The 15,853-nt window shown below is 42.2% G+C and carries 6 protein-coding genes; 3 read left to right on the top strand and 3 right to left on the bottom strand.

Annotated features, from left to right (window positions below; genetic code table 11):
• Positions 1-87 precede the first annotated feature (87 nt).
• Both rnhA and OSCIL6407_RS0110070 read left to right on the top strand, forming a co-directional pair.
• Positions 88-996 carry a ribonuclease HI gene (gene rnhA / locus OSCIL6407_RS0110075; RefSeq protein ID WP_007353885.1) on the top strand — a complete coding sequence of 303 codons (909 nt, stop codon included), beginning with the start codon at positions 88-90 and terminating at the stop codon, positions 994-996.
• Between the two features lie 109 nt (positions 997-1,105).
• Positions 1,106-2,209 (top strand): AI-2E family transporter, encoded by a 1,104-nt coding sequence (locus tag OSCIL6407_RS0110070; protein WP_007353883.1) that lies wholly within the window; start codon positions 1,106-1,108, stop codon positions 2,207-2,209.
• Positions 2,210-2,263: 54 nt separating this feature from the next.
• On the opposite strand, the gene OSCIL6407_RS0110065 is transcribed toward OSCIL6407_RS0110070, so the two are convergent.
• Entirely contained in the window at positions 2,264-3,292 is a 1,029-nt protein-coding gene (locus OSCIL6407_RS0110065; RefSeq protein WP_007353882.1) for a C39 family peptidase, read from the bottom strand.
• A gap of 465 nt (positions 3,293-3,757) precedes the next feature.
• The gene (locus OSCIL6407_RS0110060) at positions 3,758-5,062 is read right to left on the bottom strand and encodes a M16 family metallopeptidase (protein WP_007353881.1); all 1,305 of its coding nucleotides are present in this window, start codon (positions 5,060-5,062) and stop codon (positions 3,758-3,760) included.
• On the opposite strand from OSCIL6407_RS0110060, the gene OSCIL6407_RS0110055 reads away from it, so the two are divergent.
• The gene (locus tag OSCIL6407_RS0110055; RefSeq protein ID WP_019487181.1) at positions 5,053-5,346 is read left to right on the top strand and encodes a hypothetical protein; all 294 of its coding nucleotides are present in this window, start codon (positions 5,053-5,055) and stop codon (positions 5,344-5,346) included. The two genes, OSCIL6407_RS0110060 and OSCIL6407_RS0110055, sit on opposite strands and share 10 nt — an antisense overlap.
• 69 nt (positions 5,347-5,415) lie before the next feature.
• Here OSCIL6407_RS0110055 and OSCIL6407_RS30500 read toward each other — a convergent pair whose 3' ends face one another.
• On the bottom strand, positions 5,416-15,648 hold the full coding sequence (locus tag OSCIL6407_RS30500) for a CHAT domain-containing protein (protein WP_019487180.1): 10,233 nt from the start codon (positions 15,646-15,648) through the stop codon (positions 5,416-5,418).
• Positions 15,649-15,853: the final 205 nt, after the last annotated feature.

Raw genomic sequence — 15,853 nt, 5'->3', positions numbered from 1 at the left:
ACCCTATAAACATCAATGACTAATAGCGAAGTGCGATCGCCTGGTCGATCGATTTTATGATGGGATAGCCTTTAAATCACGATCGCTATGACTCTTCCTAAAGTTAAAAGCATATACACTGATGGTGCTTGTTCTGGCAACCCCGGCCCTGGTGGGTGGGGCGTAGTCATCTGTTTCGCCAATGGTGATATTCAAGAACTCGGTGGTGCTGATGCCAAAGCGACTAATAATCGCATGGAAATGCAAGCAGCGATCGCAGCTTTGGAATGGTTCGCCAAATCGGGTCAAGCTGAACCTGCTACCCTTTACACAGATAGCGAATATCTCAAAAATGGCATTACAAAATGGATTCAAGGGTGGAAAAGAAAGGGCTGGAAAACCTCAACCGGTGCTCCTGTGATCAACCAAGACCTCTGGGAGTTACTTGACGAACTAAATTGTAAACATATACAGTGGCAGCACGTTCGAGGTCACTCAGGCGATCGTTATAATGACCGCTGCGACGAGATCGCTCGCGCCTTCTCCCACCGTCAAAACCCCTCTCTGCAACAATTCGAGCAAGGCACTCAAGGAGAATTAACTACTACCCAACCTCGCTCCCAATCTCCAGTTCTCAATACAATTGTTTCACAGGCAACGGACACAACTGCTAACAAAACGATAGAATCCAATCTCATAGCCTCTGACCTTCTCATCTCCGATTCTGCTATGATCGACTCCACTGCCGATTCCCTAGACAACTTGCCGCGCGAGGTGAGGGTTGAGCAACTCCGCAACCTGATAGAAACCTTGCACATTGCTGATGAAGTTGCCACTAAAGGCTACTTAATCACAAGTTCTGAACTAGCTGACCTCATGGATGTTAATGCTAGTGCTGTTACCAGTCGAGGTGACAAATGGGTTTGGCGTAACTGGGTGGTATCTAGAGCACGCCGCGAAGGAAACCAAATTCTTTGGTTACTAGAACGCATAGACCACGTTAACTCTACGGATTAGGTAATTGGTAATTGCTCCCCCTCTTTCCCTAGTCCCTAGTCCCTAGCCCCTAGTCCCTTATAATGTATTCTAGAGTGGCTTTATAAAGGGGAATGGGGGAGTGAGATAGATGAACTTTGGACAGTGGCTGGGCTTAGTCGCTCTGATACTTTCTCTCTCTGTTCTTTGGGAAATTCGGCAACTATTGCTACTACTGTTTGTGGCAGTTGTGTTTGCGATCGCCCTAAACAGGCTCGTCCGATTATTGGAGCGAGTAGGAATTCAAAGGGGTTTTGCTTCACTGATATCAGCAGTATTATTGATAGCGCTCATAGGGCTATTTGGGGCGCTTGTCGTACCTCCTTTCCTAAGTCAGTTTCGGGAATTGACCCAATTAGTACCTAAAGGGTTGACACTATTGGAAATATGGATTAACCAATTGTTTGTATGGCTACCAACTGAAGCTCGTCAATATCTTCCCAGCGTTGGAGAGTTAGGCAACCAAGTTCAACCCCTGATCAGTGGACTGGCTAACAACTTTTTTAGACTGTTTTCGGGTTTTCTAAACCTCACAGGCGGTTCGCTATTTGTGGTTGTAATTACTATCATGTTTTTACTCAATCCTCAAGCTTACCGCCAGGGCTTTTTACGGCTATTTCCCTCTTTCTATCGCCGCCGCGCTGATGAGATTTTCTCTCTGTGTGAAACTGATTTGGTCGCTTGGATTGTGGGTACGCTATTTAATATGTTAGTGATTGGGTCAGTTAGCGGGATTATCTTGTGGATTTTGGGGGTCAAGTTAGTTCTGGCAAATGCTCTGCTGGCAGGATTTCTAGAGGCTGTACCTAATGTTGGGCCGATCTTGAGTACGGTTGCGCCGGCGGCGATCGCTCTCCTCGATTCTCCCTGGAAAGCTGTTGCAGTTGTAATTGCTTACTTTTTGATTCAGCAATTAGAACAGTTTTTATTAGTTCCGATAGTTATGGGACAGCAAGTTTCTTTGTTACCTGCGGTGACGCTGTTAGCTCAGATTTTCTTTGCTTCTTTCTTTGGTTTTTTGGGTTTATTTCTCGCTCTCCCTTTGGTAATTATGGTGCGAATCTTGCTGCGCGAGATCCTGGTGAAAGATGTATTGGATCGGTGGGAGGGAAATTTAGAGAGAACATCGCCTCAAGAATTGCCTGAAATTTTACCGCCGACAACTGATGTTCAGTCTCCAATTATTAGGGAATAGTTAACCATATAGGGTGGGGACTCCCCACCCTATATATAGCCCCTAGCGATCGCATTACTTCGAGATAAAATGTACCCAGAAATTACCATCAGGGATACAGACATTGCGAATCAATCGATAGGAATAGTGTAGATATTCACCACTAAGATCGGTGCGATACCCACCACTGAACCACTCTCCATAGGGATCGTGAACAAAGAATCCATCGGGGTCATAACCAACTACAGGCATAATATGACCAAAAGACGTAAAATATCCGTGTATAACAGCAGGATTTCCACTTGCTAACCAATCTTGAACATCCTCAATAATTGCATTTTCGGTGAAGTAATCCTGATAGCCATAATCCTTGACAATCTTAGCTAAATCGTAGGGGCTCCAGCGACTGTAACCTTGATTAAGTGCATATTGATAGAGCTCATCCTCAAATTGACCCGACTTAGTTCTGCGTTGTGCTCCTAAAAACTCCAAACACATGGCGATAGAAGTCACATTGCAAGAACCAGTAGGATTGTACCAGTTGTCTAACTGAGATTTGTAGCCAACATTAAGCCTAACAGTTAGGGGATTTGGTTTGGGATACAGTATGGTGCCTTCTTGAGTAATCTGAGCGTGTTTCTCGAAGATATACCAAATAGGGGAACCCTTAAAAGATTCATTGCGGAAAGCAACTCTTACGTGACCGCGAATTGGGGCAAAAGCAAGAATTTCAAACTCTTTTCCTGCTGGTATTGATTGTTTTTCCGACTCAGCAAGTTGAGAAGATGCGAGGGGTCTGGCTTTAAGAACTGTGTCTAAAACGATTTTGAGGACGGGTGGGGGTAGGGGAATTTCACCGACTTTAGTTTCGATCAGTTTTTTGGCTGTGATTGTCCCTAAGTACCCTGGTTCGCCGCATTTCATCAGGGTTTGAAAGCGATGGAGGGCGGCGGTAGAGAGAGGGCCAAAGAGTCCATCTACTGGGGGTTTGAGTAAACCTAAGTCAATCAGACGGCTTTGAATTTGACGGCTGAGTTCGTCATCTCTAGCGATCGCTGCCGCATCATACTTGATATTTGTGTTGAGAAAAGCTTGTAGTTTCATTTACCTAGTACAGTGTTTACAAGTTTTATCTGTTGTCGGAAAATCACAGAAATTTTGTCGATTCCGTAGACCAGAACAGTTTAATTATCGATCGATTTAGACAACAATTTAGAGCTATAGGGCATTGGTGTCAACTTAATGTTAAACCTTGACTCCGACAGGGGTTAAAACCCCCTCTTATAAATTAAGTCTTCGCTCAGAGGACTAATGAGTTTTTTAGTCCCTGAGCGAGGACTCGATTTTTGAGACAGGGGTTTTAACCTCTGGCGGATTAACGATTTGACGTTAAGTTGACACGCCTTGGGGGTAGGGGTACTACCTCGCGATCGCACAGCAATAGCAAGATATTTTCCCATTACCTCGCGAGAACCCAATCAATTAAAAATTAAAAATTAAAAGTTCAAAATTAAATTAGTTTATTTTTTAATTTTTAATTTTGCATTTTTAATTCTTTAGCCTACTTAGCTATTTTGCAGGGCGGAGTACAACTACACCGCAGGCATCTGGGGAGAGATATTTGCGGGCCGCTTGCTGGATATCGATCGCATTGAGAGCTTGGATAGAGGCGGGATAGTTGAGGGCGGGGGCTAAATCCCCGACAATGGACTGGTAGTAGCCGTATAAATTGGCGCGATCGCTAGGCGTTTCGTTCCCAAAAATAAACCGATTAGCTACTTGGGTACGGACGCGGGCCATTTCCGCTTCCGTCACGAGTTCCATCTGGATAGTGCGGATGTGTTGAGCGATCGCTACTTCCACCTCAGCCAAATTCTCCTCAGCCAATTGAGCTGAAATATAGAATACACCCTGAAGTCGCTGAGTCATATTACTAACTGAAATTGAGGAGACTAAACCCCGCTCTTCCCGCAAATCTTGAACCAGGCGAGTTGTCCTACCGTGACCCAATATTGTTGCCAAAACATCAAGGGCGTAAGTCTCTTCTAAATTTGCCAGTCCTGGTACTCGCCACATCATCACCAATCTTGCCTGTTGAAGGCTGGAATCGACATATTCGCGGCGGACTGTTTCTTGAAAAGCGGATTCAGCTTTCAGATGCAAAGCTTCGGGTTTTAATGGCACTTCGGGCGATTCATGAGGTGTCATCGCATCTGCAAAAGCACCAGCCACAATTTCAATTAACTCCTCAACTGGCAAATTCCCCACAGCAACCGCTGTCATCGACTCAGGTTGATATCTGCTGCTATGAAAATCCCGCATCTGTTGTACTGTCAGTTGTTCAATCACCGATGCCGGGCCGAGTACGGGACGCTTATAGGGTAGCACCTCAAAAGCTGTCTCCATCGATCGCTGATAAGTCCGTCGTCGGGCGTTATCTTCCGCTCGCCTAATTTCTTCGATCACGACCAACCGCTCTCGCTCAAAGGCTTCATCGGGAATGCTAGCATTCAGCAGTACATCGACTTGCAAGGGTGCGAGTTCGGCAAAATCTTGGGGGGCACAAGTGATGTAATAGTGAGTGTAATCTTGACTGGTAGCGGCATTTGTTACAGCCCCGCGTTGCTCGATCAAGCGTTCAAATTCGCCGGCGGCCAATAGCGGCGTGCCTTTAAAAATCATGTGTTCTAGAAAGTGAGCCATGCCGTTGATATCATCTGATTCTACGGCGGAGCCAACATTGAGCCAAACGCTAAGGTTAACGGCATCAACAGGCAGGTGTTCTGCTACGATCGTTAGTCCATTGGGTAGGCGGCGGACTGTAGGAGCGTTGAGAGGAGGAAGGGAGGAGGGTTTGAGAACGGTTGAAGTCATTTCGATTTTATGCGCCTTATTTTCTATATCTTAGACGAAGAAGGAAGAAGGAAGAAGGAAGAAGGAAGAAGGAAGAAAAATTTAGTTATCTAGGAGAGAAGGAAGAAAAATTTAGTTATCTAGGAGAGAAGGAAGAAAAATTTAGTTATCTAGGAGAGAAGGAAGAAAAATTTAGTTATCTAGGAGAGAAGGAAGAAAAATTTAGTTATCTAGGAGAGAAGGAAGAAAAATTTAGTTATCTAGGAGAGAAGGAAGAAAAATTTAGTTATCTAGGCAAGAAGTAAAAATGTTTATACAGTCAGCTTTTTAGCCATCCTTATCTTATGTTTAATTAGGTGGATTTACTTTATTGCTTACCAAGGATTTCCCACGAGTGTAAAACCGCTCCAGTAGTAGGGATGAGTAAAATCTATGGTATCTTGAGAGTTTAAAGCAGACGGGAGGGGAAATGTTTGTGTATTTGTAATTAATTGCCCATTTTCCACCCGCACTTGACCTTTAAGCATTGCGATCTGAGCTAATCTGAGAGCATCTGCTTTAATTGCAGCTTTCCCTAACTCCTGATAAAATTCTGTCATTAAGCCTAATGTACCGCGATCGTCAACGTACCACAAACTAGCTAAAGCAGATTTTACCCCCGATTGTACTGCTAACCCAGCAAAACCTAATTCAGATTCGCGATCGCCTAAAGCAGTTTTGCAAGCACTCAACACCAATAAATCTACAGAGGGGTTATCCCAGTTCAAATTTCTGACGCGATCGAGGGGTAACTTAGAATTCCAAAGCTGAATATAAGAATTACCGGGTTTTCCAGGGAGAAATTCAGCGTGGGTAGCGAGGTGAATAATCCGATAATCTTGGCGCGATCGCTGCAAGTTCAGATTTTCCAAAGTAAAAGTAGAATTGAGGAAAGATTTACCCTGCCATTCCGATGCGATCGCAGACAATTCTACCGGTACCGCAGGTAAAGGACTTTTATCAGTAAATTCCGACGCTCCCATCGCCAGCACGGAAGCATCAGCAATGGAGGTATAAGTAGTATTAGTTAAACTAAAACTGGGAATTAAACTGAAACTGTATTTTTCAACCATAAATTGATTACCATCATGCAAAGCAGCAATTGGGAGACTCCGCAAACCGGGATCTAAAGACAGCAGCAACGTATCAATTTTTAGATTTTTTAAATCCGCCTCTATAGGCAATATCAGCCATTTATAAAGTTGCTGTGCCGCCTCTAAATAGCTTTGATTATGGCGTTGACGAGAATTGATAATCTGAGAGCGAAACTCACTCACCACTGGAAAAAGAGCATCTCTTTTCGCGGCGGGAATACTGTAGTGAATTGGCAAACCCGAGGAAGTAACTAAAACTAACTCCAATTGATTAAGCCGCGATACTACATAAAAAGCGGCAGATTTCTTACCAGTTTTGTTATCAGTTTCTTTTAATTTTTCTTGGAGTGCAGAAAGTGAAATATTTCCCTCGGCTAGTTTATGGCTAGTTTCAAGATAACGCTCAAATTCTCTATTTCTAATTTCTTCAAGTCGCACAACTATATTTTCAATATCGCCCCGCTCAAAAAATGTATCAATCTCCCCAAGTTCATATTTATCCAAAGTTTGATTAACAGAGGAACTATAACCGAGTACCAGATTAGCAGGTTTGTGAGATATCTCCTCCTGTGCAATGTTGCTAGAAGAGTTTTTACCTTCATTAATTCCTACTGAAGAAGCTGTAACAGCAACACGCGACTGCTCGATAATTGTCTCATCAATTCTCAAAATTGGTTGTTTTAGATTCTCGACTGCATCTTTTTCTGAGAGTAAACTTTTGCGGCGCTCTTCCTCTGTATAAAAGGTTGAAATTACAGGAGTATTGGCTAAGGTTTCACCAGTACCAGAGGGGAGAGATGCTGTAGATGTGACAGATGTAGTTAGTGGGATACCTGCATTTTGCTGTGTCAAATCAGCACCTTGTGTAAGATTTTCTGGCAATATTCCTCTAGATTCTCGTAAATTTATATTTGAGGCAAAATCTCCTAAAGGTGTTACCGGAGGTACAAGGATTGCTGATGGTTGTGTTTCCGATCGTGTTGATAATACTATAGGAGCGCGTACAGAAGATGTTGACAAATCTGTATTTGAAACTGATAAATTTGACAAAAATATGGTAGCAGGTGCAGCATCCAGAGTCTCTATCCTCAAATTTCCCACACTGAAAGAACCCGGCAATATTTGCCCTGTTTTTATTGCATAATCTCCACTCGTAATAGGCGCCGCAGTGCCATTGAGCGCACCAGCATTACCAACTTCAAAAGGTTGAAGTAACTGCCCTCCATCCCCTCCTGCATGGCGAATAGTTACTGTTCCACTGCCTAAACCACCTGCTGTAGAAATACTAGCATTTCCCTCCGTCGAAAAGGGAGTTACAAAAGAGCCTGTAGCCCGGAAAAATCCCCCCGTTGACTCAATAAATACATCTCCACCAGTACCATTAATTCCGCCTTCAGCGTTAATGAATTCAACTTGAATATCCCCAATAGGATCTAGGAAAACATTACCACCATCGCCCACACTACCACTAGAATTAATCTGTTTTGCAGTAATTGAATTGCGAGCTATAACGGTAATATCACCACCACTAAGTCCTGATGTATTCAGATTGCCAGTTGTCACTGCTCCCGCCGGAGTTGTCAGTGAAATTAAGCCACCAACACCAGAAATTAAAGAAGCATCAATGTCATTGGCGACTAAATTACCATTATTACTATTCAGTCGAACTTGTCCGCCATTAGCGATAATATTGCCAACAGTGATATTGTTATCTGTGGTAATAGTAACGTTAGTAGCGGCGATATTACCAAGATTAACATTTTCGGTACTATTTGACTGAAAATTACGAGCTGATATTGCTGATAGCGCTGTTACATTATTAGCGCTATTAATAGTTATATTTCCCAATTCTCCATTAACGCTTGCGCCTACTGCACCGTTGAAATTAATATTACCTCTACCTGCCGTTAAATTTAAGCTGTAGCCTCGAAACGCCTCACTATCAACAGTGCTACGGAAGGTAATATTTCCTCCTATTGTACCTGTAGTGATGCTCATATCTCTGGTCAGAATAAGTCCGCTGTCAAAGGTAATATCACTATTAGCGCTTGAGATATTACCCGATAATGTAGTATTCAATCCATTAAGATTCAAACCTAACAAAGGTGTAATACTACCGATATCTCCTTGGAGAAATATGTTGCCACCAGTACCCGCATCAATCCTTAATTTCTGAGTCCCATTCAGCGCACCTGTTATGGTAATATCTCCACCATTACTAATGAGATCGACATCACTACCAAGATTAACATTTCCATTTAATCTGATGTTACTATTGGCGGTATTGATACCAGCATTGAGATTAATATTCGGCGTATTAAGCGTGACTGAACTATTATCTATTCCAGTAATATTTCCATTGAGTATAATTGCACCTGTTGCTGTTTGAATTGTAACTGGATCTAAAAATGTCACGTTACCATTTATATTAACATTTGCACTACTATCTGCACGACCGATAGTAATTGAACTAAAGCCATTTTGAAGAGCATTAATTTCTGCTGCTGTCAAATCCAAGGCATTAGTATTGTTATCAAATCCGCCGATAATAATAGTTTGTCCAGAGTTGAATGGTTGCAAAGACAGTGAATTTGTCCCGGAAACTGGCCCTGTAAAATCAATTTCTCCTGCAATTAAAGTAAGTGGGTTATTGCCTGCGGCTAAACTGGAACCGAAAGCAATTGTAGCGTTACCAAGGGTAAATATAACGGGAGTACTTAAGGTGACAGGCCCGCTAAATCGGATATCTTGATTAGCGGTGGTAATATTAGAGGAAATCGCCACTTCTCCAGTACCAATTTGACGGAACGTGCCATCTAAGATTAAAGGTGTTGTGCTTAAATTAAGCTTGCCGCTATTATTAATAGTAAAACTGCCATTAGCAACAATCGCACCATTTAAGTTAAAGTTATTACCCGCCAGATTAATGCCAGCCGTACCATTTGTGTTAATTACATCATTAAATAATGACGTGCCGCTACCTGCTATTTGAGTAATGGTAATGGCATTAATAGCATTGATAGCAGTTACATCTTTGGCACTATTTATAGTTAAGTTACCAATTCTGATTCCATCGCCTACCCTGCCAAAAAATAGAATGTTGCCTATCCCTGCTGTTAAGTTCAAATCAGCGGTGCCATCGAGGGTATTGTTAAAGTTAATATCCCCTGCACCTACACCCGTATTCAAATTACCTGTACCAATGAGAATGACTGGACTTTTGAAACTGATATCGCTATTATTTGTGGTAACATTTCCTGCTAGAAAAACAGTGCCACTTCCTATTTGATTAAATCCCCCATCTAAGTTAAATTGGACTGCGAGAGTAATAGTCAAAGGAGAACTATTATCAATTTTAAAACCGCCACCGTTAGTAGTTGTAATATTACCATTAAAGTTAAAAATATTACCTGTTAAGTTAATCCCAGCGGCAGTATCCGTATTAATTGCACCGTTGATAGTAGTCTCACCAGTACCAGCAATTTGGGTAATACTGGCAGCGGTAATTGCCTTAGTTTGAACATTGTTAACATTGCTAAATGTCAAGTTTTCTAAGGGTGTATTATTCCCAATTGCACCGCTAACAGTAATGTTTCCTGTGCCTGTTTCTAAAGTGAGGTTATCGTTTCCGTTAATATTGCCATTAAAGAGGATATCGCCTCCGGCTAAATTCCCTGTAATGACAGTAATGCTATTACCGACTATCGCATTACCATTGATAGTAATATTTCGCTCTTCAGTGCGAATATCATTGTTTAAAAAGCTGGTAGCTGCGTTGAGAGTAATACTAGAATCTCCAATCCCTGTAAGTGCGCCATTGAGGGTAATTGCACCAGTTCCAGTTGTCATTGTTACGGGATCTTTAAAAGATGCACCATTTGGAGAAACAATAATATTACTTGTGTTTGTATTGTCACCAATTATGATAGAACTAAAGCCATCAGCTAGGTTATTTAAGTCATTAGCAGTTAAGTCTAAACTGTTTGCGCCTGTGTCACTTAAACCACCGATGGTGATATTTTTTCCTGGGGTTCCAGGGGTAAGAGTGAGTGTACTGCTACCGTTTACTATGCCATTAAAATCTATCTCGTTAGCGCTTAATGATAGGCTATTATTGCCAGCGCTGATGGTAGAATTAAATACAACTGTTCCTCCACCTGCATTCAAGGCAAGATTGCCTGTGAGAGTGAGAGGGGAATTAAAGCTAATACTGTTATTTGTAAGGGTTAAATTTCCGGCAACTATGACGGCATCGTTATAAGTCTGAGCACCAGTGGTGGTGACATTCCCATTAAGTTGAGTTGTACCGCCAATGTTAGTGGTGACGCTGGCAGAATTTACAGCATTAAAGGTAGTTGTAGCTGTACTATTGGCGCTGATATTCTGTAAGGGTGTAACACTCCCAACTGCACCATTAAAACTAAGATTTGATGCACCAGCATTAGCGGTTAAATCGCTATTCCCATCTAAGGTAGAATTGAAGGTAATACCGTTACCAGTTAAAGTGGGATTATTGGCAAGTGTGACGGCATCGTTATAAGTCTGTGCGCCAGTAGTTGTGACGTTGCTATTAAGTTGAGTTGTGCCGCCTGCATTGGTTGTTAAAGTAGCAGAATTAACACTATTAAATGTAGTAACTCCTGTAGTGTTAGCGATGATATTTCCTAATGCAGTGTTACTGCCTATTGCACCATTAAAACTGAGGTTTGATGCACCAGCAATAGCGGTGATATCGCTATTGCCATCTAAGGTGGAATTGAAGGTAATGCCGTTACCAGTTAAGATGGGGTTATTGGCAATTGAAACTGCATCGTTATAAGTCTGTGCGCCAGTAGTTGTGACGTTGCTATTGAGTTGAGTTGTACCGTCTGCATTGGTGGTTAAAGTAGCAGCATTGATGCTATTAAAGGTAGTTGTAGCTGTACTATTGGCAGTGATATTTTGTAATGCAGTGTTATTGCCTATTGCACCATTAAAACTGAGATTTGATGCGCCAGTATTAGCGGTTAGATCGCTATTGCCATCTAAGGTAGAATTGAAGGTAATACCGTTACCAGTTAAGATGGGGTTATTGGCAATTGTAACGGCATCGTTATAGGTTTGACTGCCAGTAGTTGTGACATTAGCATTAAGTTGAGTTGTACCTCCGGTATTAGTGGTGACACTGGCAGAATTTACGGCATTAAATGTAGTGGTTGCTGTGCTGTTGGCTATGATATTTTGTAATGGCGTAATACTCCCAACTGCACCATTAAAACTGAGGTTTGATGCACCAGCAATAGCGGTGATATCGCTATTGCCATCTAAGGTAGAATTGAAGGTAATGCCGTTACCAGTTAAGATGGGGTTATTGGCAATAATAACAGCATCGTTATAGGTTTGTGCTCCCGTAGTCGTGACATTACCATTGAGTTGAGTTGTACCTCCGGTATTAGTGGTGACACTGGCAGAATTTACAGCATTAAAAGTAGTTATACCTGTACTATTGGCAGTGATGTTTCCTAATGGGGTACTACTGCCTACTGCACCACCGAAGGTGATGTTTCCCGTGCCAGCATTAGCGGTGAGGTTATTATTGCCATCTATGGGGCCGTTCAATAAAATATTGGCATTGGTATTGAGGGTGACATTATTAGTAACTAAAGTATTGCCATTAATGGTGATATTTTGATTCAACGTGCTGATGTCAGCATTTAGATTAGTTGTATTGGAAGAGAGTGTAATTGCAGCGTTATTATTTCCCGTAATGGGACTGTTGAGAGTAATTGTACCGGGTGAAGTTTGCAGGGTGGTAGGAGGATTTAAGGTGATAGGATCGTTAACTGAAATGTCACCACCATTATTAGTTTGAATGGTGACAGAAGCTAAGCTGGGTTGCAATAATCCTATTTGTGTCGGTGTTAAATTTAAGCGACTACCGGTAACGGGAGTGCTCCCGATGTCAATAGGTAAACCTGCGGTGAATGGTTGTATTGTTAAATTGCCTGTTCCAGATACATTATTTGTCCAAGTAATGGTGTCACCTGTGAGGATAACATTGTTGGTGATTGTCGTTGGGCCAGTTAAAAAGATGCCGTCGGTTCCAGTTGTTGTAATATTTCCTGAAAATTGGGTATTGCCATTTGAATTTAAGCTAACAAGGTTTACAGACTGATTAAAGTTGACATTTCCTGTGGCATTGATGCTGAGTCCTCCAAGAGGGATAATGCTGCCGATCGCGCCTCCAAATGTGACGTTACCTGCACCTGCATTTACTGCTAAAAATTCAACATTTGCTGTAGTGGCATCAAGGGTACTATTAAAGGTAATATTGCCGCCGCTAGCAGTTCCCGATGTTGTTAAATTAGTAGTGGGTTGAGTGAGGATAGCGGGAGATTGGAAGGTAATATTTCCACCGCTACCAGTGGCGGATGAACTCCCAACATCCGAGCTAAGAATAGTATTTGCTGTGCCGGAGTTAAAGGTGATATTACCTCCTGTGCCTGCACCTAGTGAACTAGAACCTATATAACCAGTATTAATGTTTCCAGCAGTAGTAGAAACCGCGATCGCGCCTCCATTTCCTAAAGAAGAACCAGCATCAAGAAATCCAGCAACGGTGTCGATCGTGCCTGTTCCTCCAGTTACAGAGAGGGTAATATTTCCTGCATTTCCTGCACCTGATGAACGAGTATCTAGAGAGCTAGTAGTAATGTTACCACCAGCAGTTGAAATGGCGATCGCGCCGCCATTTCCTAATGTAGAATTAGCGAGTATATCACCAGTAGCATCAATAGAACCCGTTCCTCCCGTAACAGAAATAGTTACATTTCCTGCGGTTCCTGTATCTGTTGCGAAAGATTGCATATAGCCAGTGGTAATGTTACCACCAGTAGTAGAAAGCGCGATCGCGCCTCCATTTGCTGAATTAGAATTGGATTGCAGAACTCCAGCATTGGTATCGATATAACCATTTCCTCCGCTAACAGAGACGGTTATGTTTCCTCCCGTACCTGCACCTAATGGAGAGGAAGCCAAAAGATTAGTAGTAATAATGTTTCCACCAGTAGTGGAAAGCGCGATCGCGCCTCCATTTGCTGAAATGGAAGTGGAATCCAGATTATTAGTAGTGTTAATAAAACCTGTTCCTCCAGTTACAGAAAGAGTGATATTTCCTCCCGTACCTGTACCTCCTGAATAAGAACCCAGAAAGTCAGTGGTAATGTTTCCGCCAGCAGTCGAGAGTGCGATCGCGCCCCCATCTCCGAAAGTGGAATTGGCAAAAAGGTTTCCAGCAGTAGTATCGATCGCACCTGTTCCTCCAGTTACAGAGAGGGTGATATTACCTCCCGCAGCTACACCTGTTGAGAAGGAAGAGAGATTACCTGTAGTAATATCACCACCACCAGTAGTTGAAATCGCGATCGCACCCCCACCTCCCGTGAAATTTGTATTAATATTTCCTGTACTTGTATTAATATTTCCAATAGAACTTGTTAGCGTTACCGAACCACCACCAGTTGTACTAATTAAACTACCAGAATCCAAACTGATAGCATCTGCTGGCAAAACACTAACACTGCCGCTGAGATTGATATTACCTTGTGCCGAACTCACAGTAGAGGCATTTGAAATAGCAATTCCTATGCCTAGAGTAAAATCACCCGCACCATTAAGGGTGATATTTCCTTGTGCAGAATCTAAGTTAGAGTTAGAAATCTCAATTCCATAACCCAACTCCCCGCGCCCAGTTAGATTAATATTCCTATTTCCTACAGTAATTGCACTGTTATTAATCCTTATTCCACTTGTCCACGCAGGAGTTCCATTGCCAATACCTAAAAAATTGCCGCCGTTAGTATTAATCGTTGCGCCATTGATATTGAGAGAACCATCAGTTGAGTTGTCGGCATCAGCGATGAGGCTAACACTTCCTCCATTAGTAGTAATATTATTATTGACAAATATCTCATTATTTGCCTGGGCAGTCAGTCCTACTCCCGGAGTTATGATGCCAACAGGAGCATTGAAAGTAATATTACCAGTTGCTTGTAACGTAACATTAGTAGCAGCAAAATTAATTAGAGCAACATCAATTGTATTAGGTGCATTATCTGGGTCAGCAAATTGATCGACTTGAGTGAGAGCGTTAAATGAACCTGGTACAGTTATAATTGTGATATCAGTGGGATCTAGTAATAATAATCCGGCAGTGCCATTGGGAGCTAAAGTATTAACATTGCCTTGAAAATCTAAGAAATTATAACCCGATACTTCGACAAATCCACCATTGCCAGAAAAACTACCCCCACGAGCGCTAATTTTGCCATAAAAACGAGTAATATCATCGGCCCAAACAATTACCCTACCGCCATTGCCATTACTTACTCCATCTACATTAATTGTCGAATTATTACTTATAAAGGTGCGGCTAGCATTAGGTACGAGTCCCTTACCTTGATAGTCTCCACCAATTAATACAGTGCCACCACCATAAATACCAGAAGCGTTAATATTTCCACCTATTACACCTACTCTATCTCCGAAAATATTGACGGTTCCCCCTATGATTCCAGAGGTGTTAATATTCCCAGATGCAATCGCCGTTCCTGCTTCTCCGGGGATAATACTATTATTACCTGTTAATACTACTTGACCTAGACTATTTACCGTTAAACCCGCTGCACTTTCTAAGCCTTTACCTGTTAATAACTGTGGTAAAGATAGGACTGGTTCTGTCCAAGTATTCGGCAGTAATCCGGCATGATTGAGCGGCTGAACTTCTAAACTTAGCAAGTGTCCGACTTGGCTAATTCTGACTAAGTTTTGACCGGAAACAGCATTGATTAAAATATTGCCACTGGGAGCCGTAATTTGTCCAGTATTGACAATATTACCACCGATTAAAGTTAAATTAGAGCCTGTAGTTACAGCTAAATTCCCAGCATTGATGATTGTTCCTGGTTGTAAAGTATTAAAGGCAAAAGTGTTAGGGGTTCCGACTAAATTTGCCCAGTTATTATTGCCAATAGCATTAAACCAGTTGTTATTCCCAAAGCCAATACCTGTGGCAGTGGTAGCAGTGAAAGATGCGGGGATATTAAGACTGGCATTCGGCCCAAAAACAATCCCGGCAGGATTCATTAAGAACAGGTTAGAATTGCCGCCTGTGACTTGAATTAAGCCGTTAATAATGGAAGCGTCGCCGCCTGTAACTCTGCCTAAAATATTGCGGATATTAGGATTAGTTAAAAAGTTGGCAATTTGACCTTCTGAGAGTCCAAATTGAGTAAAACTATGGAAGAGATTGGCTTTGTCGCCGCTGAGGGAACCCCCTTGAATGTCGATGCGATTTCCTTCGGGAGTAACGATAGTACCCGTACCATCGGGTGCGGGTGTAATAACTTGAGTTTGGGATTTTGCGGGGAAGGTAAATGTACTTAGAAGGCTTAATGTTACCAATAACCTCAGTAAAGTAACTCTATCAGCTTTCATGGTTTAAATCCTGATTGATATGAGATGAAAGGCGAACGCTACAATTTAAAAAATTAGTTGACGAGTTTGGTTTTTATAGCAGGAGGCAGGTGGCAGGTGGAAAATGCAATAAGAGGAAGGGTTCGGGGGATTCATAATTTCCTAACCCTTGTGGCAGTTGCTATATATCAATACTCATCATCATATGTCTAGCATAGATAGGACT

It is taken from the genome of Kamptonema formosum PCC 6407, assembly GCF_000332155.1.
GTDB lineage: Bacteria > Cyanobacteriota > Cyanobacteriia > Cyanobacteriales > Microcoleaceae > Kamptonema > Kamptonema formosum.
The sequence above is the reverse complement of the archived record's forward strand: the minus strand, read 5'-3'. Positions and strand labels throughout refer to the sequence as shown.